Here is a 23,567-nt window from a genome sequence, read left to right on the forward strand (position 1 = left end):
CTTGAGGCCCCGTTACCTGTTACTGGATGGGCAGCTGGATGGGCGACTGTTGCGGCTGCGCGTCCTGGGCATGACGGGCAGCTTCCATGGCTTCAGCCTCGGCGCGGGCCTTGGCTTCGGCTTCCTGTTGCAGGCGGTCGAGCTGCGCCGGGGTGATGCGCTGGATACGCAGGGTCAGCTGCTGCAGCAGCTCGCGGCGCATTTCCTGGCGCAGCTGATCACCTTCCTGGGACGAGCCGATCAGGTTGTTGCTGTCGTGCACGTAGACCTTCTGCACTTCGATGCTGTCCTCGAGCAGCAGCATGTTCTGCGGGCCGCGGAATTCGTAATCGAGGGTGCTGGTCAGCTCATACTCGGCGCTGCGTGCCGAGCTGGTGTAGCTGGCGGTGCGCTGGCGGGTCTGCTCGCGGGCAAGGTTCAGGCTGTACTTGGCGCCCGGGTAAACCCGCACGCCATTGCTCTTGAGTAGGTCTTCGAGCTGTTGCACCGTTTCGCCGTAGCTGTTGCGCGCCTGCAGGTCGATCTCCTTGAGACCGAACTCCACGTCACCGGTGCCGCGCAGCTGGAAGCCACAAGCGCTCAGCAGCAGTGTCAGGCCCAGCACCACCAGATTCCGTTTGTTCATCTTGTTATCCCCTTGCAGGCCCGGCGCATGCGCCGGGGCCGAATCAGTTAGCGACGATGTTGACCAGCTTGCCCGGCACCACGATGACCTTGCGGATCGTCAGGCCCTCGGTGAAGCGCAGCACGTTCTCATTGCCACGGGCAGCGGCCTCGACCTCCTCGCGGCTTGCCGCGGCTGGCACTTCGATCTGCCCGCGCAGCTTGCCGTTGACCTGTACCACCAGCGTCAGGCTGTCCTGCACCAGGGCGGACTCGTCGACCTTCGGCCATTGCGCGTCAATGATCGCGCCCTGTTTGCCGAGTCGCTGCCAGAGTTCGTGAGAGATGTGCGGTGTGATCGGTGCGAGCAGCAGGGCGACCGTTTCCAGGCCCTCCTGCAACAGCGCGCGATCCTGCTCGCTGGCGGTCGCGGCTTTCTCCAGCACGTTCATCAGCGTCATCACCTGGGCGATGGCGGTGTTGAATTTGTGATGCTGGCCGACATCGACGCTGGCCTGCTTGATGGCGAGATGGATCGCGCGGCGTACGGCCTTCTGCTCGTCGCTCAGGTTGGCGGTATCCAGTGAGCCAGCGACGCCGGCGCTCACGTGTGCATGAGCCAGACGCCAGACGCGGCGCAGGAAGCGGCTGGCGCCCTCGACGCCGGAGTCGGACCACTCCAGGCTCATATCCGGCGGCGAGGCGAACATCATGAACAGGCGGCAGGTATCTGCGCCGTATGCATCGATCATAGCCTGCGGGTCGACGCCGTTGTTCTTCGACTTGGACATCTTCTCGGTGCCGCCGATTTCCACCGGCAGACCATCGCTGGCCAATTTCGCGCCGATGATCTTGGCCTTGGCATCACGCTCGACGATCACGTCGGCCGGGTTGAACCAGTCCTTGCCGCCGTTTTCCAGGGTGCGGTAGTAGGTGTCGGCGACCACCATGCCCTGGGTCAGCAGGTTCTTGAACGGCTCGTTGGAGCTGACCAGGCCTTCGTCACGCATCAGCTTGTGGAAGAAGCGCGCGTAGAGCAGGTGCAGGATGGCGTGCTCGATGCCGCCGATATACTGATCCACCGGCAGCCAGTGGTTGGCCGCGGCCGGATCGACCATGCCCTTGTCGTAGTTCGGGCTGGCGTAGCGGGCGAAATACCAGGACGACTCGACGAAGGTGTCCATGGTGTCGGTTTCACGCTTGGCCGGCGCACCGCACTTCGGACAGCTGCATTCGTAGAACTCCGGCATGCGCGCCAGCGGGCTGCCGGCGCCGTCCGGTACCACGTCTTCCGGCAGCACGACCGGCAGCTGGTCTTCGGGGACCGCGACGTCGCCGCAGCTGTCGCAGTGGATGATCGGGATCGGGCAGCCCCAGTAGCGCTGACGGCTGATGCCCCAGTCGCGCAGGCGGAACTGGGTGCGTGCCTGGCCGAGGCCTTTCTTCTGCAGCGCCACTTCGATGGCATCGAACGCGCCGTCGAAGTCGAGGCCGTCGAAGATGCCGGAATTGATCAGCTCGCCGTGTTCGCCGTAGGCGTCCTGCCAGGGTGCCGGGGTCTGGTCGCCGGCGCTGGTGCGTACCACCGGCTTGATCGGCAGGTCGTACTTGCTGGCGAACTCGAAGTCGCGCTCGTCGTGCGCCGGGACGGCCATGACCGCGCCTTCGCCGTAGTTCATCAGCACGTAGTTGGCGACCCACACCGGCAGCAACTCGCCAGTCAGCGGATGCTGCACGCGCAGTGAAGTGGCGAGGCCCTTCTTCTCCTGGGTGGCGATGTCGGCTTCGGCGACGCCGCCACGCTTGCATTCATCGATGAAGGCCTGCAGCTCGGGATTGTTCAGCGCGGCAAGCGTGGCCAGCGGGTGCTCGGCGGCCACCGCGACGTAAGTTGCACCCATCAGCGTATCGGGGCGGGTGGTGAAGACCTTCATCACGCCTTCGCTGCCGATGCTGGCGACGTCGTACGGGAAGCTGATCTCCATGCCGCGCGACTTGCCGATCCAGTTGCGCTGCATGGTCTTGACCTGTTCCGGCCAGCCATCCAGCTCGTCCAGACTCTCCAGCAGCTCATCCGCGTAGGCGGTGATCTTGAAGTAGTACATCGGGATTTCGCGCTTCTCGATCAACGCGCCGGAACGCCAGCCACGGCCGTCGATGACCTGCTCGTTGGCCAGTACGGTCTGGTCGACCGGGTCCCAGTTGACGGTGCCGTTCTTGCGGTAGATCACGCCCTTTTCGTACAGACGGGTAAACAGCCACTGCTCCCAGCGGTAGTAATCCGGCTTGCAGGTGGTGACTTCACGCGTCCAGTCGACCGCCAGGCCGAGGCTTTTCAGCTGGGCCTTCATGTAGGCGATGTTTTCGTAGGTCCACTTCGCCGGTGCCACCTGATTCTTCATCGCGGCGTTTTCCGCCGGCATGCCGAACGCGTCCCAGCCCATGGGTTGCAGGACATTCTTGCCCTGCATGCGCTGATAGCGCGCGATCACGTCGCCGATGGTGTAGTTGCGCACGTGACCCATGTGCAGCTTGCCGCTGGGGTAGGGGAACATCGACAGGCAATAGAAGGTGTCCTTGCCTGGCTGTTCGCTCACTTCAAAGGATTTCTGCGCGTCCCAATGGGATTGCGCGGCGGCTTCGATTTCGCGGGGCTGATACTGTTCGTGCATGGCTACTGGCGTTGGGATGGGGGCTGGCTCTCCGCGAATGCGTTGTCGCGGGCACGTTGGCAGGTCCGGCGGACCTGGCGCTAACGCGACCCGGCGGGCTGCGGGCGGAGGCATGGAAGCGCCGTAGCATACATGACCCCCCGCGGCCTAGGGAAACCCCATTTGCCGCTGCTCCAGAGCTCCGTCCGTCGTGCGCGGCTTGAGTGCGTCAGGCTGAGCTACGCTTGATCCAGGGGCGGGACGAATGTGAGGTGAGGTTGATGGACCGAGAGCCACGATCTGAGGACAGTAGTCTTTATGCAAGGGTGTTGCAGCGACTGAGCTCGGCCCTGCAGGAGGCCGAACGTGCCACGTCCGGTGATGCGGACGGTGCTGGCGAGCTGGAAGTACGCGGTTTGACGCCGGCGGAATTCGAGCTGATCCGTGCGTATCTGCAGCGTGATTCCCAATGGCTCTCGGGCTGGCATGCCGCGGCTGAGGAGCAGGCTCACCTGTCGCGCCAGGCACTGCGTCCGGCTGTGCGCAGCGGTAGTCGACAACGGCACGGCGCGCATGGCCGCCACGCGCCGCTGGCGTTGCAACAGACGCTGAGTTGCGCGCTGTGCAACGCCGAAGTGAGTTGGCCGGAAGGCGCCGGCCCCGCAGCCTGCCACGTCTGCGGGTCGCAGCTGCTGCGCGCCAGGCAGCGTCTGCACACTTATCCGCGGCATTGAACAGTGGCCGACAAATCCTCCGGCTGCGGCTAGAGTGTCTGCCTTTGCCGCGGAGGTCGGATGCCGATTCGCTATTTCTTCAAGCAGCTGCTTTTGCCGCCGGGCGTGCTGCTGCTCCTGCTGTTGCTCGGATGGTGGCTGCGCCGGCGCGCGCCAAAGCTGGCGGCGCTGTGCTTCGTCACGGGGTTGGTTGGGCTCTGGTTGATGAGCCTGCCGGTCGTCGTCGAATGGACGGCGCGACTGGTTGAGCGCGAGCCGGCGCTGGCCGAGGCGCAGTGGATGCAGCTGGATGAAGAGGCCGGCGCCATCGTGGTGCTGGGGGCCGGGCGCGAGCAGAGTGATCCGGCATGGGGCGGCGATCAGCCCGGCTACATCGCGCTGGAGCGCTTGCGTTATGCGGCGCGGTTAGCCAAGACCAGCGGCCTGCCGATTCTCACCAGTGGCGGGCTGCACTACGGCCAGCCACCCAGCGAGGCGATGCTCGGCGCGGAGGTGCTGCAGCGCGACTTTGGCGTCGCCACGCGCTGGCTCGAGGAGCGTAGCCGGACGACCTGGGAGAACGCGGTTTTCAGCGCCGAGATGCTGCGTGCGGCGGGCATCGAGCGGGTGGTGCTGGTGACATCCGCCTCGCACATGCCGCGCTCGCGCTGGTGCTTCGAGCAGAACGGGATCGAGGTGATCGCTGCGCCGGTGGGCTTCATGGGCGTGCCCAATCGTCGGCCGTTGAATGGCTGGTTGCCGGAGGCCAAGGCCTTCTGGCAGAACGGCATGTTGCTCAACGAGGTCGTCGGTATGGCGGTTTACCCGCTTGTGTACCGCTCCGCGAACGACTGAGTCGAACGCATTAACCTGAGTGTACGGTCGTGGGTGAGCCTCAGCCCGCAACTCGCCATTCGCGGTCAAGGTCGCCCCCACGTTGGCGGCTGTAGGAGCGGCCTTGGCCGCGAACAAAGCCAGCTCGGAGCTGGACTTTCGCAGTCAAGAGCGGCGCAGCGCTCAGCATAACCGCCTGGCTTGCGATGAAGCCCTCTCAGCGGCAGCCAAAAGACCCGTTCAGGACCCAGCAGCTTCGCATAGATGAGGCTATGCCTTGCGCCTGATCAGTGCCCAACCGAGCAGCAGCACGCATACCGCGATCAGCGGCCAGGAGCGCCAGCGCAGATACGGCGTCAGCCCCTGCATCGGGGTGACTTCGCCATACAGCACGGCCTGTTCGAACTGCGGAATCTGCTCGGTGATCTGGCCGTAGGGGTCGATCAGCACGGTGATGCCGTTGTTCGTCGCGCGGATCATCCAGCGCCCGGCTTCCAGAGCGCGCATCTGCGCCATCTGCAGGTGTTGCAGCGGACCGATGGAGCGGCCGAACCAGGCATCGTTGCTCACCGTCAGCAGCAGATCGCTCTGCGCCGCGAGCCCTGCGGCGAACTCCGGGTAGACCACCTCGTAGCAGATGTATGGCGCGATCTGCAGGCCCTTCGCCTGCAACAGTGGTTGGCCGGATTCGCCGCGGGCGAAGTCGGACATCGGCAGGTCGAAGAAGGCGATCAGGCCGCGCAGCAGATCCTGCAGCGGTACGTACTCGCCGAACGGCACCAGTTTCTGCTTGAGATAGGTGCCGGCACCGTCACCGGTGCTGGTCAGCCCGTTGTAATAGCGCAGCTCGCCAGCCGCATTGGGCTGGCGTACCGGTACGCCGGTGATGAGTGCCGATTCGCGCTGGTTGGCGAAGCCGGCCATCATCGTCAGGTAGCCCTCGGCATGATCCTTGAGGATCGGCACGGCGGTTTCCGGCCAGACGATCAGGTCTGCCGGGCGACTACCGAAGGTCATGTCGCGATACAGCAGCAGCTGCATCTCGAGCTTCTTCGGGTCCCACTTCATGCTTTGTGCGACGTTGCCCTGCACTGCGGCAACGGTCAGCGGTTCGCCCTTGCTGGTCGTCCAGGCATGGTCCTTGAGTGCCAGGCCTGCCAGCCAGGGGGAAAGCAGCAGCACGACGGCGGCGGCCAGGCGTGCTTCGTCGGCAAGCAGTCGCGGGATCGCCGCGAGCAGGGTGGCGCTCAGTGCGACGGCAAAGCTCAGCAGCCAGACCCCGCCGAGCGGAGCCAGTCCGGCCAGCGGACCATCCAGCTGGCTGTAGCCAATGTACAGCCAGGGAAAGCCGGTGAGAATCCAGCCACGCAGCGCATCCAGCGCCAGCCAGAGTGCGGCGAAGGCCAGCGCATCGCCAAGTGCGGAATGGCGATTGCGCAGCAGGCGCACCCAGAGCCAGCCGAGCAGGGCGAAGAACAGCGCCAGGCCGGCGACGAAGCCGAGAGTGAGCAATCCGGCCAGCGCCGGCGAGGCCGCGCCGAAGTCATGGATGCTGACGTAGACCCAGCTGACCCCCGAGGCGAATAGCCCAAAGCCGTAGCACCAGCCGCGCTGCGCCGCCTGCTTCGCTGCGGTTTCGCGCAGGCCAAGGTACAGCAGCGCCACCGAGAGCAGCGCCAGCGGCCAGATGTCGAAAGGCGCCAGCGACAGCGTGGTCAGTGTGCCGGCGACCAGTGCCAGCAGGTTGCCCGGCCATCCGGGACGGGTGATCCAGTGCATGGAAGTTCCTTGCGCAGCGGTGCGGGGAGGGAGGCTAAGGGCGATGAAGTTGGCCGGCAAGCAGCTGGCGGACGAGCGTCCGCGCAGGGTCGGCTGCGCGGAACGGCTCGTGCCGGCTTACGCGCCCGCGGTGCGGCTCAGGCGCAGCATATGCACACGGCGGCTGTCGGCGTTGAGCACACGCACGCGGAACCCGTCGATCTCGGTGACTTCGTTGCGCTTGGGCAGGTGCCCGAAGGTGCTCATCACCAGGCCGGCGACGGTATCGAATTCGTCGTCGGGGAAGGCGCTGCCGAAGTACTCGTTGAAGCTGTCGATCGGAGTGAGCGCCTTGACCAGGAAGTCGCCGCTGGGCAGCGGGCGGATGTAGCTGTCTTCCTCGACGTCATGCTCGTCCTCGATGTCGCCGACGATCTGCTCCAGCACGTCTTCGATGGTCACCAGGCCGGCCACGCCGCCGTACTCGTCGATGACGATGGCCATGTGGTTATGGTTGGCGCGGAATTCGCGCAGCAGTACGTTGAGACGCTTGGACTCCGGCACGAAGGTGGCCGGGCGCAGCAGATCCTTGATGTCGAAACTGTGGTGTTCATCCTTGAGGATCAGCGGCAGCAGGTCTTTGGCCAGCAGCACGCCGATCACTTCATCGAGGCTTTCACCGACGACCGGATAACGCGAGTGTGCGGCACCGATGATGGCCGGCAGAAACTCGCGGGGGGATTGATCGGCCTTGATGCTGATCACCTGCGAACGCGGCACCATGATGTCGCGTACCTGCAGATCGGCGACCTGGATGGCACCTTCGACGATGGCCAGCGCCTCGCTGTCGAGCAGCTTGTTCTGATGGGCTTCGCGCAGGATTTCCAGCAGCTCCTGGCGATTCTTGGGCTCATGGGCAAAAGCCTGGGTGATTTTTTCCAGCCAGGTCTTCTGCCCGCTGATCGATCGATCTTCGCTCATGTCGTTGACTCAGGAGTCCTTGCAAGTGCCCATGACGGGCGATTCTTCGGCATAGGGGTCGGGATGACCCAGCTCGGCCAGCAGTTGACGCTCCAGCTCTTCCATCTCTTCGGCTTCGGCATCGTCGATGTGATCGTAGCCGAGCAGATGCAGACAGCCATGGATGACCAGATGTGCCCAGTGTGCCGTCAGAGCCTTGCCCTGTTCGGCGGCTTCGCGCTCGACCACCGGTACGCAGATGACCAGGTCGCCGAGCAGCGGGATGTCCAGCAGTTCGTCGGGAACGTCTGCCGGGAACGACAGCACGTTGGTCGCGTAGTCCTTCTGCCGCCAGGTGCGGTTCAGCTCGCGCCCTTCTTCCTCGTCCACCAGGCGAATGGTCAGCTCCGAGTCGCCGCTACGCTGGCGTAGCGCCAGTTCGCACCAGCGCTGCAGATCGGCGAGGGCCGGCGCAGCGCCCGTGCTGGCGCACTGCAGGTCGAGCTCAATCATCGCTGGCGTCCTGCGCGGCACGCTTGCTGGCCGGCGACTGGCGATCCTCGAAGGACTCGTAGGCCTCGACGATGCGCTGCACCAGCGGATGGCGAACGACGTCCTTTGGCTTGAAGTGGGTGAAGCTGATGCCGTTGACGTCCTTGAGCACCTCGATGACGTGCGCCAGACCGCTCTTGGTGCCGCGGGGCAGGTCGACCTGGGTGATGTCGCCAGTGATCACCGCGGTGGAGCCGAAGCCGATCCGCGTAAGGAACATCTTCATCTGTTCCTGGGTGGTGTTCTGGCTTTCATCGAGGATGATGAAGCTGTTGTTCAGCGTGCGGCCGCGCATGTAGGCCAGCGGGGCGATCTCGATCACCTGTTTCTCGATCAGCCGTGCCACATGCTCGAAACCGAGCATCTCGTAGAGCGCGTCGTAGAGGGGGCGCAGGTAGGGGTCGATCTTCTGTGCCAGGTCGCCGGGCAGGAAGCCGAGCTTCTCGCCGGCTTCCACCGCCGGGCGTACAAGGAGTATGCGGCGCACCTGTTCGCGCTCCAGCGCGTCCACGGCACAGGCGACGGCGAGGTAGGTCTTGCCGGTACCAGCCGGACCGACGCCGAAGTTGATGTCGTTGTCGAGGATGGCTTTGACGTAGCGCTGCTGATTCGCACCGCGGGGGCGGATCATGCCCTTCTTGGTGCGCAGGGCGACGCCTTGGTGCGCATTCGGATTGGCCAGCTCCTCCATTCCGGATTCCTGCAGGTACAGATGCACCATGTCCGGAGAGAGCTCGGTGTTCTTGGTTTTCCGGTACAGCCGGCGTAGCAGCTGTTCGGCAGACTTGGCCGCGTCGGTTGGGCCGATCAGCTCGAACTGGTTGCCGCGGTTGCGGATTTCCAGTTCCAGGCGCTGTTCGATCAGGCGCAGATGCTCGTCGAATTGGCCGCAGAGATTGGCGAAGCGACGGGCTTCAAAGGGTTCGAGGGTGAAACGATGCGGTTCTATGGGTGCGTTCAAGGGCTTTTATATGTGGCCGTGGTCGGCGAAGTGGTGAGGGAAGAATAGCGCCGCGGGCGCAAAGCGGAAAGCGCAGTCGCGGCCCCGATGCAATCACATGGGGGCCGCATGCCCGGTTCTCAACCTAGCAAGGTGCCACGTAGCGAGTGCGGCAGCGCGTCGTCGATGTGCACGTCGATGAATTGGCCGATCAGTCGCGGGTTGTCGCAGCGGAAGTTGACGATGCGATTGTGCTCGGTACGGCCCTGCAGCATGCCAGGGTCCTTCTTCGAGTAGTCGCTGACGAGGATGCGCTGAGTGGTACCTACCATCCGTCGGCTGTTCTCGAAGCCCTGCTGATTGATGCGCTGCTGGAGGATCGCCAGGCGCTGCTTTTTCACCTCGTCCGGGGTGTCGTCGGCCAGATCCGCGGCCGGGGTGCCGGGGCGCGAGCTGTAGACGAAGGAGTAGGAAAAGTCGAAGCCGACGTCCTCAATCAGCTTCATGGTCTGCTCGAAGTCCTTGTCGGTCTCGCCGGGGAAGCCGACGATGAAGTCCGAACTGATCAGAATGTCCGGCACTGCGGCCTTGAGCCGGCGGATGCGCGACTTGTACTCCAGGGCGGTGTGGTTGCGCTTCATCGCCGCGAGGATGCGGTCGGACCCGGCCTGCACCGGCAGATGCAGATATTTCACCAGCTGCGGGATGTCCGCATGGGCCTGGATGATCGCGTCGGAGAACTCCAGTGGATGGCTGGTGGTGTAGCGGATACGGCCGATGCCTTCTACCGCGGCGACGGCGTGCAGCAGGTCGGCGAAGTCATGCCCGTCGTAGCGATAGCCATTGACGTTCTGCCCCAGCAGGGTGACTTCCTTCACGCCGTTTTCGGCCAGGTGGACGACTTCCGCCAGCACGTCGGCCAGCGGGCGGCTGACTTCTTCGCCGCGGGTGTAGGGCACCACACAGAAGGTGCAGTACTTGCTGCAGCCTTCCATGACCGAAACGAAAGCACTGGGGCCGTCGACGCGCGGCTCTGGCAGGCGGTCGAACTTCTCGATCTCGGGGAACGAAATGTCCACCTGCGGTTTCTTGGTGGTGCGCGCGGCGTCGATCATTTCCGGCAGACGATGCAGGGTCTGCGGCCCGAAGACCACGTCGACGTACGGGGCGCGGTCGCGAATGGCCGCGCCTTCCTGGCTGGCCACGCAGCCGCCGACGCCGATCACCAGTTGCGGATTGTCCAGCTTCAGTTCGCGCCAGCGACCCAGTTGCGAGAAGACCTTTTCCTGGGCCTTTTCGCGGATCGAGCAGGTATTGAGAAGAATCACGTCGGCTTCTGCCGGGTTCTCGGTGATCTCCATGGCCTGGTGTTCGCCCAGCAGGTCCACCATGCGCGAGCTGTCGTACTCGTTCATCTGGCAGCCATGGGTTTCGATGAAAAGCTTGCGGGTCATGTTACGGGCCGGCGTTGTGCAAAAAATGACCGGCGATTATATGCCCACGACCGAGCAGGGGAAAGCGCGGGTGGATGCCGCGGGGTTTCTCGATTGTTCAGGGGATCTGCGGCGCGTCGGCGGCCTGCAGTTGCATCAGGTAGTCGCGGAAGATCTGCCCGAGGACCTGGGTGGCAATTTCCAGCTCGTCGCGACGCATCTGTCCGGAAACTCGGTCGGCGGTATCCAGCGCATCGTCTTCGCCATTCACGGCAGCCATCTTCAGCACGATGTAGGCCTGGACGTTGTTGGCCTTGACCCCTTCGCCGCGGAAGAACATCACGCCGAGCCGGTGTTGCGCGGCTGCATGACCGCGCAGTGAGGCCTGCTCGAACCAGTACAGCGCCTTGGCCAGGTCGCGTGGCGCACGCTTGCCGTCGTAGTGAAACTCGCCCAGCTCGTAGGCGGCTTGCACATCGCCTTCGCTGGCGGCCTGCTGGCAGTTGCGCAGTGCTTCGGGGAGTTCTTCGGGAAGGGTGTCGAGCGCGCAGCGCGCGGTCGCCGGGATCAGCAGGGTATTCCCGCCGGCCAGGGCCGTGAGAGGCGAGAGAAGCAGCAGACAGCCCAAAGACAGGATGCGGCCGGTGCGGATCATGAAAATCTGGCGCCTCGAGGAGCAGGGCGGTAATGAAAGGCTGGAACGAGCCAGCCGTCACATTATGGATAAGCTGCAGCCTGCTTACAAAGCCTTTAACCGCCTGTCATCGGCTTTTTATGCGACTGCCGGACTGTCCTCACGTGTGCTGCCCGGCAGGCGCACCAGCAGAATGGTCAGCAGCGGGCTGGCGATCGCCAATAGCAGCGGCCCCAGGTCGCCGAGCGGCTGGATGATCGACCCGCCGTTCGGCAGCGGTGCCGCGCCCAGCAGAAGCGCGCCAGCCGCCAGGCCGGCAAGGGTCGGCAGGCTTGCCGGCCATCGCAGCGCGCCGGCGTAGACCACCAGCAGCGCACTGGTCAGCATCAGGCCGAAGGCGTAGGGCTCGCTCCAGCCCAGCTGTCGCGCCAGTTCGAAGAACACGCACAGCCCCAACACCACGCGACCCCAGTTCGGTCGACTCCACACCCAGCGCCGCGCCAGGGTCAGCGCAGCCACCGCGATCAGCGGCAAACCGAGCAGCAGGCTGGCGCGCTCCAGCCACTGGTGCGCCTCCTCCAGGTCCATGCCAAGCACGCTCGCCGCGGCGCACGCAGCGCTGGCGGCCGTCAGGATGAAGCCAAGCAGTGCGCTGAACAGCGCTGGCTGGTCCGCCTCGCCGTAACGGCGCCGGGCGCGGCCGATCAGCAGTGCGCTGGTGCCGGCAGTCAGGGCGAGCAGGATGCTCTGCAGCAATTCCATCGTCGGGTTCACTTGAGCTTGGCGAAGGCGCGCTCGGCGGCATCCAGAGTGATTGCGAGCTCGGCGTCGCCATGGGCGATGGAGGTGAAACCGGCCTCGAACGCGCTCGGTGCCAGGTAGACGCCGCCTTCGAGCATCAGATGGAAGAAGCGCTTGAAGCGATCGGCATCGCTGGCCATGACATCGGCGAAGGTCACGATGTCATCGGCGCCGCTGAAATACAGACCGAACATGCCACCGACCTGGGTGGTGACGAAGGGGATGCCAGCGGCATCGGCGCGGTCCTGCAGGCCTTGCAGCATACGGCTGGTGTAGGCGCTCAGTTCGTCATGGAAGCCGGGGCGGCTGATCAGGCCCAGCGTGGTCAGGCCCGCGGCCATCGCCAGTGGATTGCCCGACAGGGTGCCGGCCTGGTAAACCGGGCCAAGCGGGGCGATGTGCTGCATGATGGCGCGCTTGCCGCCAAAGCAGCCGACCGGCATGCCGCCGCCGATGATCTTGCCGAAGGTCGACAGGTCCGGAGTCACGCCGTAGTAGGCCTGGGCGCCGCCGAGGGCGACGCGGAAACCGGTCATCACTTCGTCGAAGATCAGCACCACGCCATACGCGTCACACAGGGCGCGCAGGCCTTCGAGGAAGCCTGGTGCCGGGGGAACGCAGTTCATGTTGCCGGCGACCGGCTCGACGATGATGCAGGCGACCTGCTCGCCTTTTTCCTTCAGCGTGGCTTCGACTTCTGCTAGGTCGTTGTAGGCCAGGGTCAGGGTGTGCTTGGCGAAATCCGCCGGCACCCCGGCCGAGCTCGGCACGCCCTGGGTCAGGGCGCCGGAGCCGGCTTTGACCAGCAGGCTGTCGGAGTGACCGTGGTAGCAACCTTCGAACTTGATGATGTCATCGCGGCCGGTGTAACCACGGGCCAGGCGGATTGCGCTCATGGTCGCTTCGGTGCCGGAGCTGACCATGCGCACCATCTCCATGGATGGCACCAAGCGGCAGACCAGTTCGGCCATCTCGGTTTCCATGGCGGTCGGCGCGCCGTAGGACAGCCCGTGTTCGAGCTGGCGGCGCACGGCATCGAGCACCTCAGGGTGGCTGTGGCCGAGAATCATCGGGCCCCAGGAGCCGACGTAGTCGACGTAGCGCTTGTCATCTTCGTCGATCACATAGGCGCCGGCGGCGTGTTTGAAAAACAGCGGGGTGCCGCCGACGCTGCGAAAGGCGCGCACGGGGGAATTGACGCCGCCAGGGATGTGGGTCTGGGCGCTGGCAAAAAGGGTTTCGGAACGGGACATGCGGGCCTCGCAGAACAGGGGCTGACCGCCGTATGGCGGGTCAGCCGTGGCGGAATCAGGGGGTATTGAACAACTGGCTGAACGCTCTGGCGCGGCGCTCGACCTCGGCGGGGCTGTCAGCGGCGAACAGCGCGTGCACCACGGCGATCATCTGCACGCCCTCGGCGATCAGGCTTGGTGCCGTTTCCGGCGTGATGCCGCCAATGGCGACAATCGGCAGGCCAATGCGGGCGCGGGCCTCGCGCAGCAGCTCGGGACCGGCCGAGGGTGCGCCCGGCTTTGTCTGCGACTGGAAGAAGCGGCCGAAGGCGACATAGCTGGCGCCCTCACGCGCGGCCTGCTCGGCCAGCGGCAGCTGCGCATGGCAGGTGGCGCCGATGATTGCCTGGCGGCCGAGCAGGGCACGGGCGGCGGCCAGCGAGCCATCTTCCTGGCCTAAGTGCAGGCCGACACCCAGTCGCGCCGCCAGCTCGGCGTCGTCGTTGATGATCAGTTGCGCGCCATGGCGGGCGCAGAGTTCCTGCAACGCATCGGCCTCACGCAAGCGACGGGCCTCGTCACTGGATTTGTCGCGGTACTGCAGCAGGCGGGCGCCACCTTTCAACGCGGCTTCGACATACGGCAGCAAACGGCCCTCGGCGAGCAACTTGCTATCGGTGATGGCGTACAGGCCGCGCAGGCGGGCCGAATCCTTCATGCGCTGCTCTCCAGTCAGACCAGGTCCAGTGGCAGGCGCCGCGGGACGAATTGCCCGTGGCCGGGCGCCTCGGCATCGCGCAGGGTGCGCCAGGTGTAGTCGAGCGCCGAACGGACGGCACTGGTCAGCTCCTCGCCCAGCGCCAAACGGCCGGCCAGGGCGCTGGCCAGTGTGCAGCCGGAACCGTGATAGCTGCCAGGCAGGCGCGCGCAGGTGAAATCGTGGCGGCTACCATCGCGGCAGTAAAGACGGTTATGCACTTCGCTTTCATCGCCGTGGCCGCCGGTGATCAGCAGGTGGCGGATGTGCGGCAGCAGGCGTTCGGCACATTCGTCGGCGCTGCCCTCGGGCAGCTCGGCGAGGATGCGGGCTTCCGGCAGGTTCGGTGTGGCGATGGTCGACACCGGGAACAACCGCTCGCGCATGGCGAAGCCGACATCATCCTTGCCCAGCGCGCCGCCGCCACCGGCGCGCAGTACCGGATCGCAGACCAGCGGCACGCCGGGCAGCCTGGCCATGATCTCGAGAACGGTCTCGACCATTTCCACCGAGCCGAGCATGCCGAGCTTGACTGCCGCGATCGGCATATCGGCGATCACTGCGTTGGCCTGGGCGAGCACCCATTCGCGGTCGAGGACGCGGAAGTCGGTGACGTTGACGGTGTCCTGCACGGTCAGTGCGGTGACCGTCGGTGCGGCGTGACAGGCTTGCGCCAGGAGGGCTTCGATGTCCGCCTGCAGGCCGGCGCCGCCACTGGGATCATGGCCGGACAGACAGAGGACGACGGGTCTTGAAGTAGGGTTTTTCATGGCGTGCGAGCTTATCACCAAACAGCGCTGGCGGGACGCGGCAGTTGTGCGTTTAACCGCCGCTGCGGAGCTCGCCGGCCATCGGACGATCGATCCCTCAGGCATTCGCCTTTTCCGGCTGCAACCATCGCTGTGGTAGATTGCTGGCACTTTGGTTTTCGGACCGGGTGGCGGGGTTCGCGGGGCGTGAATCCGTTTTCGTCGCCTGGCCTGCACGAGGCATCATGCGGTACGTCTTCCTGCTTATCCTGGCCCTCTTGCCGGCCCTGGCCGCTGCCGTCGAACTGGACGAACACCCCCGTCACCTGCCACTCGGGCAGCACATGCGGGTGTTCGAGGATCCACTAGGCAACGCGCAGATCGACGAGGTCGCCTCGCCCGCGTTCGAAAGTCACTTCCTGCCTCACCGGACCGCGGTGTTCAACGCCGGCTATTCGCGCTCCGCGCATTGGGTGCGCGTCGATCTGCATTACCGTCCGCAAACCGTGCAAGGCGCGCGACGCTGGTTGCTGGAGGTGGCCTATCCGCCGCTCGACAGCCTGCAGCTGTACCTGCCGGACGGCAAAGGCGGTTACCGCCTGGCCCGCGACACTGGCGACACCCGCCCCTGGGCCAGCCGCGAGATCGGCCAGGGTAACTACCTGTTCGAAGTGCAGCTGCCGACCGATCGGCCCCAGCGCCTGTACCTGCGCGTGCAAAGCGAGGGTTCGATCCAGGTGCCCCTGAGTCTCTGGTCGCATCACGCCTATCTTGAGGCGCAACCCGGGCGGCTCTATGTGCTGGGCATGATCTACGGCGTACTGCTGGCGATGCTGGTCTACAACCTGTTCATCTATATCAGCATCCGCGATCCCAGCTATCTCTACTACATCCTCTACATCGCCGCGTTCGGCCTCTACCAGGTCTCGGTGAACGGTGCCGGTGTGCAGTTCCTCTGGCCGGATCGTCCCTGGTGGGCCAATGCCGCGACGCCGCTGCTGATCGGGGCCACCGGGCTGTTCGGCTGCCTGTTTACCCGCAGCTTCCTGCGCACCGCCGAGCACAGCCGCTGGGTGGATTGGCTGCTGCGGCTGATCATTGTCTTCTCGGTGCTGGTGATGGCGCTCGCAATGGCCGCCGATTACGGAGTGGCCCTGCGCCTGGCCACCGCGCTGGCGCTGCTGTTCACCCTGGCGGTGTTTGCCGCCGGCATCCTGGCCTGGCTGCGTGGCATGCGCGTGGCGCGCTACTTCATCATCGCCTGGAGCGCGCTGCTGGTCGGCGGGCAGATCAACACGCTGATGGTGCTCGGGCACCTGCCGCACAACTTCCTGACCATGTACGCCAGCCAGCTTGGCGCCGCGCTGGAAGTAGTGCTGCTGTCGATGGCGCTGGCCGATCGCATCAACGCGCTGAAGGACGAGCGGGCGAAGATCCTGGAAAACGCCCGCGCCGAGCTGGAACAGCTGAACAGCGAGCTGGCCGAGAGCAACCGGCTCAAGGACGAGTTTCTCTCCAATATCAGCCACGAACTGCGCACGCCGATGATGGGTGTCATGGGCGCCCTGGAGCTGTTGCCGAGCTCGGATACGGCGGAAGAGCTGCAGCAATACCAGCACATCGCCACCGGCTCGGCGCGCGACATGATGCGCCTAGTCAACAACATCCTGGTGCTCAGCGAACTGCGCGCCGGCAAGCTGCGCCTGCAGGATCAGCGTTTCAGTCTGCGGGAAACTGCGGCACGGCTGCAGCAGCAGTTCGACCCGCGGGCGCAGGACAAGGGCCTGGCCTTCGATCTCGAGTTCGACGAGAAACTGCCCGACCGCGTGTACGGCGATGGCGAGAAGCTGGAACAGAGCATCTGTCATCTGCTCGACAACGCCGTCAAGTTCACTTCCCGCGGAGCCGTCACGCTGCGTTTCGCCGGCGCGGTGGAGCAGCGCGAGCTGCTGCTGAATATCGAGGTCGTCGACAGCGGCATCGGTTTCAGCGACGCCGATCAGGCCTTTCTCTATCACCAGTTCCGTCAGGTCGACGGCTCCATGACCCGGCGCTACGGCGGCCTCGGCATCGGCCTGGCAATCAGTCGGGGGCTGATCGAAGTGATGGGTGGACAGCTCGATCAGCAATCGCGACCGGGGCTGGGTAGCCGCTTCTGCGTGCGCCTGCGCCTGCCGCTGAGCGCCGCGGATGGGCTCGCCGCGGGCCGTGCCAACGGACTTCCGCCCAGCGCGCCGATTGCCTGACGCGCGGACCTTTTGGCCGATACCTCGCTTCAACCGTCGCCGTACAGCATGGTTCACTGCTGATCCATCGCGAGCGCGGACTACGCTTGCTGGCACCGTCGCGGCATCGGTATCGAAGGAGGACGCTAGATGAACCTGCAGACCTGCGCCGAAACCCATGAGGTCACCAATCAGGTGCCGCCGCTGGATGGCGCCAACCTCTACCGCATCGACCTGCCATTGCAGCAGTGGGTGCAGCGCTACCACGGCAGCTGGGCGGAAGATCGACTGGACCGTTACGGCGCGCTCGCCGGCGGGCCCTTGATGCAGGCCGGCTTTCTCGCCAACGAGAACAGGCCGGTGTTCAGGAGTCATGACCGCTACGGCCATCGCATCGATCTGGTGGAGTTTCACCCCGCTTATCACGAACTGATGCGTGCTGCCGTCGAGCACGGCATTCCGTCGCTGCCCTGGAGCGATCCGCAGCCCGGTGCCCAAGTGGCCCGTGCGGCGCTGATGTACCTGCACAACCAGGCCGAAGCCGGCAGCAGCTGCCCGTTGACCATGACCTACGCCAGCGTGCCGGCGCTACGCCTGCAGCCTGACCTAGCCGAACGCTGGCTGCCGAAGATCCTCGCCCGCGAATATGACCCGCGTAACCTGCCGATGGAGCAGAAGGCCGGCGTGACCATCGGCATGGCGATGACCGAGAAGCAGGGCGGCACCGACGTGCGCGCCAACAGCACACGCGCCTATCCGGTTGGCGCCGGTGGCCCCGGGCAGACCTACGAGCTGGTCGGGCACAAGTGGTTCTGTTCGGCGCCGATGTGCGATGCGTTCCTCACCCTGGCGCAGACCGACAAGGGCCTGTCCTGCTTCCTGCTGCCGCGCCATCGCCCGGATGGCACGCGCAACCAGTTCTACATCCAGCGCCTGAAGAACAAGCTGGGCAACTGGGCCAACGCCTCCAGCGAAGTCGAGTACCGCGGCGCGCTGGCCTGGATGGTCGGTGAGGAAGGGCGCGGCGTGCCGACCATCATCGAGATGGTCTCCTCGACCCGTTTCGATTGCATGATCGGTTCCAGCTCGCTGATGCGTCAGGCCCTGACCCAGGCCATGCACCATTGCGCGCACCGCCAGGTCGGCGGCCGGGTCCTGCTGGAGCAGCCGCTGATGCAGAACGTACTGGCCGATCTCGCCCTGGAAAGCGAAGCGGCGCTGGCGCTGACCCTGCGCATGGGCCGTGCCCAGGACAATCGCCATGATGAGCACGAAGACAAGTTCGCCCGGCTGGTCACCGCCATCGGCAAGTACTGGATCTGTAAACGCGCGCCGAACATGATCGCCGAGGCCAGCGAATGCCTGGGCGGTGCCGGCTACGTCGAGGAAACCATCCTGCCGCGGCTGTATCGCGAGGCACCGGTGAATTCCATCTGGGAAGGTTCCGGCAACGTGCAGTGCCTCGACGTCTTGCGCGCGCTATCGAAGGAGCCGGGCGTGCTCGAAGTACTGTTCGCCGAGCTCGGCGACGGTCACGGCGACGCCCGCCTGAAGGCGCATATCCGGCGGCTGAAGGCCGCCTTCGGCGATACCGAGGACATCCAGTACCGCGCCCGCCAGCTCACCGAGGACGTTGCCGTCGGCCTGCAGGCCAAACTGCTGCTCGAAGCGGGCAACGCCGCCGTTTCGGATGCCTTCATCGCCAGTCGCCTGGAAGTGCACGGGCGGGTTTATGGAACGTTGCCGCGCGGGCTCGACATCGACGCGCTGCTGGCGCGCAGTGCGCCGCATCTGTGACTCCGTGGCAGGGTTGCGTCGCCTAGCGGCGCGCCTGCCCGCGTAGCAGGTCCTTGAGCTCGGCGATTTCCCCACGCAGGGCGCGGACCTCCTCATGCAGGTCCGCCTCGATGTGCTCGCGCGCCGCCTCGATGCTCGCCTGGGTGGCTTCGTGCTCCGCATCGGTAACCGTCTGCATCGCGTTGACGATGATGGCGATGAACAGGTTGAGCATGGTGAAGGTGGCAATCAGGATGAACGGGATGAAGAACACCCAGGCGTAGGGGAATACGTCCATCAGCGGGCGCACGATGCCCATCGACCAGCTTTCCAGCGTCATCACCTGGAACAGTGTGTAGATCGAACGACCGAGGTTGCCGAACCACTCGGGGAAGTCGGCGCCGAACAGCCCGGTGGCGATCACTGCGGAAACGTAGAAGACCAGCGCCAGCACCATGGCAATCGAGCCAAGACCGGGAATGGCTGACAGCAGCGCGCCAACCACGCGGCGCATCGACGGCACCATCGTGACCATGCGCATCACCCGCAGTACGCGCAGGGCACGTAGAACGCTGAACGGGCCGCTGGCGGGCACCAGCGCGATGGCAACCACGGTGAAATCGAACAGGCTCCAGGGATCACGGAAAAACGCCGCGCGATGAACGTAGATGCGCGCTGCGATTTCCACCACGAATACGCCGAGGATCAACATGTCGAGCACTCTGAGCAGCTCGCCCCAGCTGGCCACCAGTGCCGGCGAGGTCTGCATGCCGAGGATGGCCGCGTTGATCACGATCAGCAGCAGAATGCTGCGCTGAACGGCTGGCTGCTCAATGAGCTGTTGCAGTCGACGACGAGTACTCGTTTCCACGGGTGTTGCCTGCATGATGCCTACCTGTCTGTTTCGATCATCGCCCTGCCCGCGACCGTGGGGCTACCGTTGAATACAGTCGGGCGGGCGCGAGTATGGTGGCGAAGACCAGCGCGGGGAAGTGACGGCGGTGCCCGGTTCGTTTCCTGATTTGACAGCGTTCAGGCGGCGCTTTGGGCGCGGCGACAGCCTGGGTGGCCCGGTTTAACCGCGTGAAGTGCGGCCTGCGAACGCCTCGCCGCCGGCCGGTCGCGGTTGCGCTGGGCGTCGATACCGGCTATGACCTCTCCTGTGCGGCGGCCTGCTAGTACCTTTGTATAACAGCCAAACGAGCTGGTGCTCCTAGAATGGGGCGAGCGACTACGTTACGGGGTTGCAAGTGCCGCATGATTTTTTGAGGTTCCGATTTGAGCGGCAAAAGACATGGGCGCTTTGTCTCCGGACATCAAGTGGCCGTCTCCCTGCCTCGTCAGGCCTGGCGAATTTCTTTGCAGAGCCTTCACGGACGAGCATTCGATGAGTTTCTGAGGTGAGTTCATGGCAACCGATCTAAACAAGTACATCCGCAACGCAGCGTTTCTCGACAAGGTCGTCTCGGCAGAAGAGGCCGCGTCGTGGATCGAGGACGGCATGACGCTGGGCATGAGCGGCTTCACCCTGTTCGGGGAGCCGAAGGTGTTTCCGAAGGCACTGTCCGAACGCGGCCAGCGCGAGAAATTCAAGGTCAACCTGTTCACCGGCGCGTCCATGGGCCCGGCAGCCGACCAGTCGATGGCCGAAGCCGGCATCATCAACAAGCGCATTCCGTATCAGGGCAACCCGGTGCAGCGCAAGAAAATCAACGCTGGCGAGGTGCTCTACATCGACCAGCACCTGTCCCATACCGCGGAACTGCTGCGTCAAGGCGTGCTGCCACAGGTCGACTACGCCATCATCGAGGCGGCGGCCATCACCGAGGATGGCCAGATCATCCCGACCGGTTCGGTCGGTAACTCGCCGATCTTCGTGCAGAACGCCAAGCACGTGATCATCGAGCTGAACACCTCTGCTCCGCGCGAGTACGAAGGCATGCACGACATCTACATCCCCGGCCCGGCCGGCGAGGATTCGCGCAAGGACATCCCGGTCTACAACGTCAGCAAGCGCATCGGCTCGATCGGTATCCCGGTCGATCCTGCCAAGGTGCGCGGTATCGTGCTGTCCAGCGAGCCGGACATTCCTTCCCCGCTGTTCGAGCCGAACGCCGAAACCCAGAAAATCGCCGACAACCTGCTGGACTTCCTGCGTGAGGAAGTGAAGCTGGGACGCCTGACCAACAGCCTGGCTCCGCTGCAGTCCGGTGTGGGCTCGGTAGCCAACGCGGTGCTGGCCGGCATGAAGACTTCCGAGTTCAAGGACCTGACCGTCGCTTCCGAAGTGCTGCAGGACGGCGTTTTCGACCTGATCGACGCCGGAGTGGTGAAGTTCGCCGCCGCCACCGCCTTCTCCCTGTCGAAGAAGCGCGTGGACAACCTGGCCTCGGACCTCGCCAAGTACGCCGGCAAGGTGGTGTTCCGTCCGCAGGAGATCTCCAATCATCCGGAAGTGATCCGCCGGCTGGGGATCATCTCCTTCAACACTGCGCTGGAAGCCGACATCTACGGCAACGTGAACTCCACGCACGTCAACGGCACCCACATGATGAATGGTATCGGCGGCTCGGGTGACTTCGCCCGCAACGCACGTATCAGCATCTTCGTGACGACCTCGACGGCGAAGGACGGCAAGATCTCCTCCATAGTACCGTTCGTCACGCATGTGGATCACACCAACCACGACGTCGACGTGATCATCACCGAGCAGGGCTATGCCGATCTGCGCGGGCTGGCGCCCGTCGAGGCGGCGGCGCGAATCATCAACAACTGCATGCACCCGGATTACCGGGCCCAGGCGCTCGCCTACCTCGAAGAGGCGAAGCAGCGTGGCGGCCACACCCCGCACGTGCTGGAAAAAGCCTTCTCCTGGCATGCCAACTTCGCCAAGAACGGCACCATGCTGCTGGACAAGTAATCGGTAGGAGCCTGTGCGGCTGATGCAGCAATGCATCGGCGGCGGGCTCGAAGCGGTGCCCGAATCCGACGCCAGGCTCTGGCGTCGGATTTTTTTTCGCCGATGACGGCGCACATTTCCAGCGCGCCGGCGTCTCGGATGCGGCTCCAACCGCTCGGCTGCGTATACATCCGTCACCAAATGCAGCCAAGATAGGCCCGTGTGTTAAGCCAGGATGAGCCATGACTTCCAACGAATCCAGAACCTTCACCGTCGCCACCTGCGCTGAGGAGGCGGTCGACAAGCTGGCCGAGCTGCACGCGCAGGCCACAGCGGCGCTCAACCAGGCGCTCAAACGCTACGTAACCAGCCGCACCGAGCCCAGTGCCGCGGAGCGCAACCTGTTCCGCTACCCGCAGCTGCGCCTGACCTACGAGTGCCACGGCGAAGTGCCGGCCTCGACCCGTGCCTACGCCAAGGTCCAGGCACCCGGCGTGTACAGCGTCACTGTGACCCATCCGGCGGCGTTCCGCGCCTATCTGCTCGATCAGCTGAAACCGCTGATCCAGGACTTTAACGTCACCGTTGAGGTCGGCATGAGCGACCGCAACATCCCTTATCCGTACGTCATCGAGCAGGGCGACGAGCTGGCCGGCACCGGTGTGACCGCCGCCGAGCTGGCGCGGGTATTCCCCAGCACCGACCTGTCCGCCGCTACCGACGATATCGCCGACGGGCTCTACGACTGGGAGCACGCCGATCCCTATCCGCTGGCACTGTTCGATGGCGCGCGGGTGGACTTCTCGCTGCGCCGGCTGGTGCACTACACCGGCAGCGATTGGCGCCACGTACAGCCGTGGATCCTGCTGACCAACTACCACCGCTACGTCGACCAGTTCATCCGCCACGGCCTCGACATGCTGCGCGACGACACCCGCTTCACGCGCATGGTCTTGCCGGGCAACGTGATCATCGAGCGCGGCATGGAGGAGGGCGAGGCGCAGGCGATCATCGGTGGCGTGATGTGGCACCGCTACCAGATGCCGGCCTATCACCTGATCGCCGAGGACGGCCACGGCATCACCCTGGTCAACATCGGCGTCGGCCCGTCCAATGCGAAGAACATCACCGACCACCTCGCCGTGCTGCGCCCGCACTGCTGGCTGATGATCGGTCACTGCGGCGGGCTGCGGCAGTCGCAATCCATCGGCGACTACGTGCTGGCCCACGCCTACATGCGCCGCGATGGCATCCTCGATCGCGTACTGCCGCCGCACATCCCGCTGCCTGCACTGGCCGAGGTGCAGCAGGCGCTGCAGGATGCCGCCGCGACGGTCACCGGCGAACAGGGCGAAGCGCTGAAGAAGCGTTTGCGTACCGGCACCGTGCTGACCTACGACGATCGCAACTGGGAGCTGCGCTGGGCGCAGGAAAGGCCGCTGATCAACCTTTCGCGCGCGGTAGCGGTGGACATGGAAAGCGGCACCATCGCCGCCCAGGGCTACCGCCTGCGGGTGCCGTACGGCACCTTGCTCTGCGTATCGGACAAGCCGCTGCACAGCGAGATCAAGCTGCCCGGCTCGGCCAATGCGTTCTACGAGCGGGCCGTGACCCAGCACCTGAAAATCGGCATCACCGCACTGGAACTGCTGCGCAGCCAGCTCAACTCGCTGCATTCGCGCAAGCTACGCAGCTTTGACGAGCCGCCGTTCCGCTGAATCAGCATGCGCTGCCACGGCGGTTTCGTGGGAATGGACGATACTCACATCGTTCATTCCCGCGTCAGCACCGGAGGTTCAACATGGAACAGTCGATCCACGCCTTCCATAACCTGTTCGAGCAATTGGGCCTGCCCAACGATGATGTCTCGATCAGGCGCTTTATCGAAACCCACTCACCCCTGGCCGAAGACGTCTATCTGGCCGATGCGTCGTTCTGGACGCCAGCCCAGGCGGCTTTCCTGCGCGAGGAAATCCTCGAGGATGCCGACTGGGCCGAAGTGGTCGATCGCCTCAATGTTGCGCTGCGACGGCGCTATCACTGAGGCATG

20 protein-coding genes are annotated in these 23,567 nt (G+C 64.8%); 7 read left to right on the forward strand and 13 right to left on the reverse strand.

Annotation, left to right across the window (positions count from 1 at the left end; all coding sequences use genetic code 11):
• Positions 1-19 precede the first annotated feature (19 nt).
• Positions 20-625 carry an LPS-assembly lipoprotein LptE gene (locus tag F753_RS33635; protein WP_023444927.1) on the reverse strand — a complete coding sequence of 202 codons (606 nt, stop codon included), beginning with the start codon at positions 623-625 and terminating at the stop codon, positions 20-22.
• 43 nt (positions 626-668) lie between these two features.
• Positions 669-3,275, reverse strand: coding sequence for a leucine--tRNA ligase (gene leuS / locus F753_RS33640; RefSeq protein ID WP_023444928.1), 2,607 nt, complete (start codon positions 3,273-3,275; stop codon positions 669-671).
• A gap of 305 nt (positions 3,276-3,580) precedes the next feature.
• On the opposite strand from leuS, the gene F753_RS33645 reads away from it, so the two are divergent.
• Positions 3,581-3,988 carry a hypothetical protein gene (locus F753_RS33645; RefSeq protein WP_003301719.1) on the forward strand — a complete coding sequence of 136 codons (408 nt, stop codon included), beginning with the start codon at positions 3,581-3,583 and terminating at the stop codon, positions 3,986-3,988.
• 60 nt (positions 3,989-4,048) lie between these two features.
• The gene (locus tag F753_RS33650; protein WP_023444930.1) at positions 4,049-4,822 is read left to right on the forward strand and encodes a YdcF family protein; all 774 of its coding nucleotides are present in this window, start codon (positions 4,049-4,051) and stop codon (positions 4,820-4,822) included.
• 249 nt (positions 4,823-5,071) lie between these two features.
• Here F753_RS33650 and lnt read toward each other — a convergent pair whose 3' ends face one another.
• The 10 genes from lnt to F753_RS33700 all read right to left on the reverse strand — a co-directional run bounded on the left by lnt (position 5,072) and on the right by F753_RS33700 (position 14,638).
• On the reverse strand, positions 5,072-6,580 hold the full coding sequence (lnt, locus tag F753_RS33655) for an apolipoprotein N-acyltransferase (protein WP_023444931.1): 1,509 nt from the start codon (positions 6,578-6,580) through the stop codon (positions 5,072-5,074).
• 117 nt (positions 6,581-6,697) lie between these two features.
• Entirely contained in the window at positions 6,698-7,540 is an 843-nt protein-coding gene (locus tag F753_RS33660) for a CorC family transporter (RefSeq protein ID WP_003301723.1), read from the reverse strand.
• Positions 7,541-7,549: 9 nt separating this feature from the next.
• Positions 7,550-8,032 carry an rRNA maturation RNase YbeY gene (gene ybeY, locus F753_RS33665; protein WP_023444932.1) on the reverse strand — a complete coding sequence of 161 codons (483 nt, stop codon included), beginning with the start codon at positions 8,030-8,032 and terminating at the stop codon, positions 7,550-7,552.
• Entirely contained in the window at positions 8,025-9,032 is a 1,008-nt protein-coding gene (locus F753_RS33670; RefSeq protein WP_023444933.1) for a PhoH family protein, read from the reverse strand. Before F753_RS33670 ends, ybeY begins: the two co-directional genes overlap by 8 nt.
• A 119-nt stretch (positions 9,033-9,151) precedes the next feature.
• Positions 9,152-10,465, reverse strand: coding sequence for a tRNA (N6-isopentenyl adenosine(37)-C2)-methylthiotransferase MiaB (miaB, locus tag F753_RS33675; RefSeq protein WP_023444934.1), 1,314 nt, complete (start codon positions 10,463-10,465; stop codon positions 9,152-9,154).
• Between the two features lie 97 nt (positions 10,466-10,562).
• Entirely contained in the window at positions 10,563-11,099 is a 537-nt protein-coding gene (locus F753_RS33680) for a tetratricopeptide repeat protein (RefSeq protein WP_014818973.1), read from the reverse strand.
• A 117-nt stretch (positions 11,100-11,216) separates the two neighbouring features.
• Positions 11,217-11,840, reverse strand: a complete 624-nt coding sequence (locus tag F753_RS33685; protein WP_023444935.1) for a hypothetical protein — start codon at positions 11,838-11,840, stop codon at positions 11,217-11,219.
• Between the two features lie 8 nt (positions 11,841-11,848).
• A complete protein-coding gene (gene hemL, locus F753_RS33690) occupies positions 11,849-13,132 on the reverse strand; it encodes a glutamate-1-semialdehyde 2,1-aminomutase (RefSeq protein ID WP_023444936.1) in 1,284 nt (427 codons plus the stop codon).
• Positions 13,133-13,187: 55 nt separating this feature from the next.
• Positions 13,188-13,829: a thiamine phosphate synthase gene (gene thiE, locus F753_RS33695; RefSeq protein WP_023444937.1), complete on the reverse strand. Its 642-nt coding sequence runs from the start codon at positions 13,827-13,829 to the stop codon at positions 13,188-13,190.
• 14 nt (positions 13,830-13,843) lie between these two features.
• The gene (locus F753_RS33700; protein WP_023444938.1) at positions 13,844-14,638 is read right to left on the reverse strand and encodes a hydroxymethylpyrimidine/phosphomethylpyrimidine kinase; all 795 of its coding nucleotides are present in this window, start codon (positions 14,636-14,638) and stop codon (positions 13,844-13,846) included.
• 224 nt (positions 14,639-14,862) lie between these two features.
• Between F753_RS33700 and F753_RS33705 the strand changes: the two genes are divergently transcribed.
• A complete protein-coding gene (locus tag F753_RS33705) occupies positions 14,863-16,863 on the forward strand; it encodes a sensor histidine kinase (RefSeq protein WP_023444939.1) in 2,001 nt (666 codons plus the stop codon).
• 129 nt (positions 16,864-16,992) lie between these two features.
• A complete protein-coding gene (locus F753_RS33710) occupies positions 16,993-18,639 on the forward strand; it encodes an acyl-CoA dehydrogenase family protein (RefSeq protein ID WP_023444940.1) in 1,647 nt (548 codons plus the stop codon).
• Between the two features lie 22 nt (positions 18,640-18,661).
• Here the strand turns inward: F753_RS33710 and F753_RS33715 are convergent, their stop codons facing one another.
• Positions 18,662-19,504 carry an ion transporter gene (locus tag F753_RS33715; protein WP_023444941.1) on the reverse strand — a complete coding sequence of 281 codons (843 nt, stop codon included), beginning with the start codon at positions 19,502-19,504 and terminating at the stop codon, positions 18,662-18,664.
• 522 nt (positions 19,505-20,026) lie between these two features.
• Between F753_RS33715 and scpC the strand changes: the two genes are divergently transcribed.
• The 3 genes from scpC (at position 20,027) to F753_RS33730 (ending at position 23,561) form a co-directional block, all read left to right on the forward strand.
• Positions 20,027-21,538, forward strand: a complete 1,512-nt coding sequence (gene scpC / locus F753_RS33720) for a succinyl-CoA:acetate CoA-transferase ScpC (protein ID WP_023444942.1) — start codon at positions 20,027-20,029, stop codon at positions 21,536-21,538.
• Between the two features lie 221 nt (positions 21,539-21,759).
• Positions 21,760-23,235 carry an AMP nucleosidase gene (gene amn / locus F753_RS33725; RefSeq protein ID WP_023444943.1) on the forward strand — a complete coding sequence of 492 codons (1,476 nt, stop codon included), beginning with the start codon at positions 21,760-21,762 and terminating at the stop codon, positions 23,233-23,235.
• 83 nt (positions 23,236-23,318) lie between these two features.
• The gene (locus F753_RS33730; RefSeq protein WP_014818983.1) at positions 23,319-23,561 is read left to right on the forward strand and encodes a DUF2789 domain-containing protein; all 243 of its coding nucleotides are present in this window, start codon (positions 23,319-23,321) and stop codon (positions 23,559-23,561) included.
• The last annotated feature ends 6 nt before the right edge of the window (positions 23,562-23,567 follow it).

Source organism: Stutzerimonas chloritidismutans AW-1 (genome assembly GCF_000495915.1).
GTDB lineage: Bacteria > Pseudomonadota > Gammaproteobacteria > Pseudomonadales > Pseudomonadaceae > Stutzerimonas > Stutzerimonas chloritidismutans.

What these genes read in the sequence shown, in the direction of transcription:
- F753_RS33635 (WP_023444927.1), bottom strand. Translation starts at nt 625, where the DNA reads ATGAACAAACGGAATCTGGTGGTGCTGGGCCTGACACTGCTGCTGAGC.
- leuS (WP_023444928.1), bottom strand. Translation starts at nt 3,275, where the DNA reads ATGCACGAACAGTATCAGCCCCGCGAAATCGAAGCCGCCGCGCAATCC.
- F753_RS33650 (WP_023444930.1), top strand. Translation starts at nt 4,049, where the DNA reads ATGCCGATTCGCTATTTCTTCAAGCAGCTGCTTTTGCCGCCGGGCGTG.
- lnt (WP_023444931.1), bottom strand. Translation starts at nt 6,580, where the DNA reads ATGCACTGGATCACCCGTCCCGGATGGCCGGGCAACCTGCTGGCACTG.
- F753_RS33660 (WP_003301723.1), bottom strand. Translation starts at nt 7,540, where the DNA reads ATGAGCGAAGATCGATCGATCAGCGGGCAGAAGACCTGGCTGGAAAAA.
- ybeY (WP_023444932.1), bottom strand. Translation starts at nt 8,032, where the DNA reads ATGATTGAGCTCGACCTGCAGTGCGCCAGCACGGGCGCTGCGCCGGCC.
- miaB (WP_023444934.1), bottom strand. Translation starts at nt 10,465, where the DNA reads ATGACCCGCAAGCTTTTCATCGAAACCCATGGCTGCCAGATGAACGAG.
- F753_RS33680 (WP_014818973.1), bottom strand. Translation starts at nt 11,099, where the DNA reads ATGATCCGCACCGGCCGCATCCTGTCTTTGGGCTGTCTGCTGCTTCTC.
- F753_RS33685 (WP_023444935.1), bottom strand. Translation starts at nt 11,840, where the DNA reads ATGGAATTGCTGCAGAGCATCCTGCTCGCCCTGACTGCCGGCACCAGC.
- hemL (WP_023444936.1), bottom strand. Translation starts at nt 13,132, where the DNA reads ATGTCCCGTTCCGAAACCCTTTTTGCCAGCGCCCAGACCCACATCCCT.
- thiE (WP_023444937.1), bottom strand. Translation starts at nt 13,829, where the DNA reads ATGAAGGATTCGGCCCGCCTGCGCGGCCTGTACGCCATCACCGATAGC.
- F753_RS33700 (WP_023444938.1), bottom strand. Translation starts at nt 14,638, where the DNA reads ATGAAAAACCCTACTTCAAGACCCGTCGTCCTCTGTCTGTCCGGCCAT.
- F753_RS33705 (WP_023444939.1), top strand. Translation starts at nt 14,863, where the DNA reads ATGCGGTACGTCTTCCTGCTTATCCTGGCCCTCTTGCCGGCCCTGGCC.
- F753_RS33710 (WP_023444940.1), top strand. Translation starts at nt 16,993, where the DNA reads ATGAACCTGCAGACCTGCGCCGAAACCCATGAGGTCACCAATCAGGTG.
- F753_RS33715 (WP_023444941.1), bottom strand. Translation starts at nt 19,504, where the DNA reads ATGCAGGCAACACCCGTGGAAACGAGTACTCGTCGTCGACTGCAACAG.
- scpC (WP_023444942.1), top strand. Translation starts at nt 20,027, where the DNA reads ATGGCAACCGATCTAAACAAGTACATCCGCAACGCAGCGTTTCTCGAC.
- amn (WP_023444943.1), top strand. Translation starts at nt 21,760, where the DNA reads ATGACTTCCAACGAATCCAGAACCTTCACCGTCGCCACCTGCGCTGAG.
- F753_RS33730 (WP_014818983.1), top strand. Translation starts at nt 23,319, where the DNA reads ATGGAACAGTCGATCCACGCCTTCCATAACCTGTTCGAGCAATTGGGC.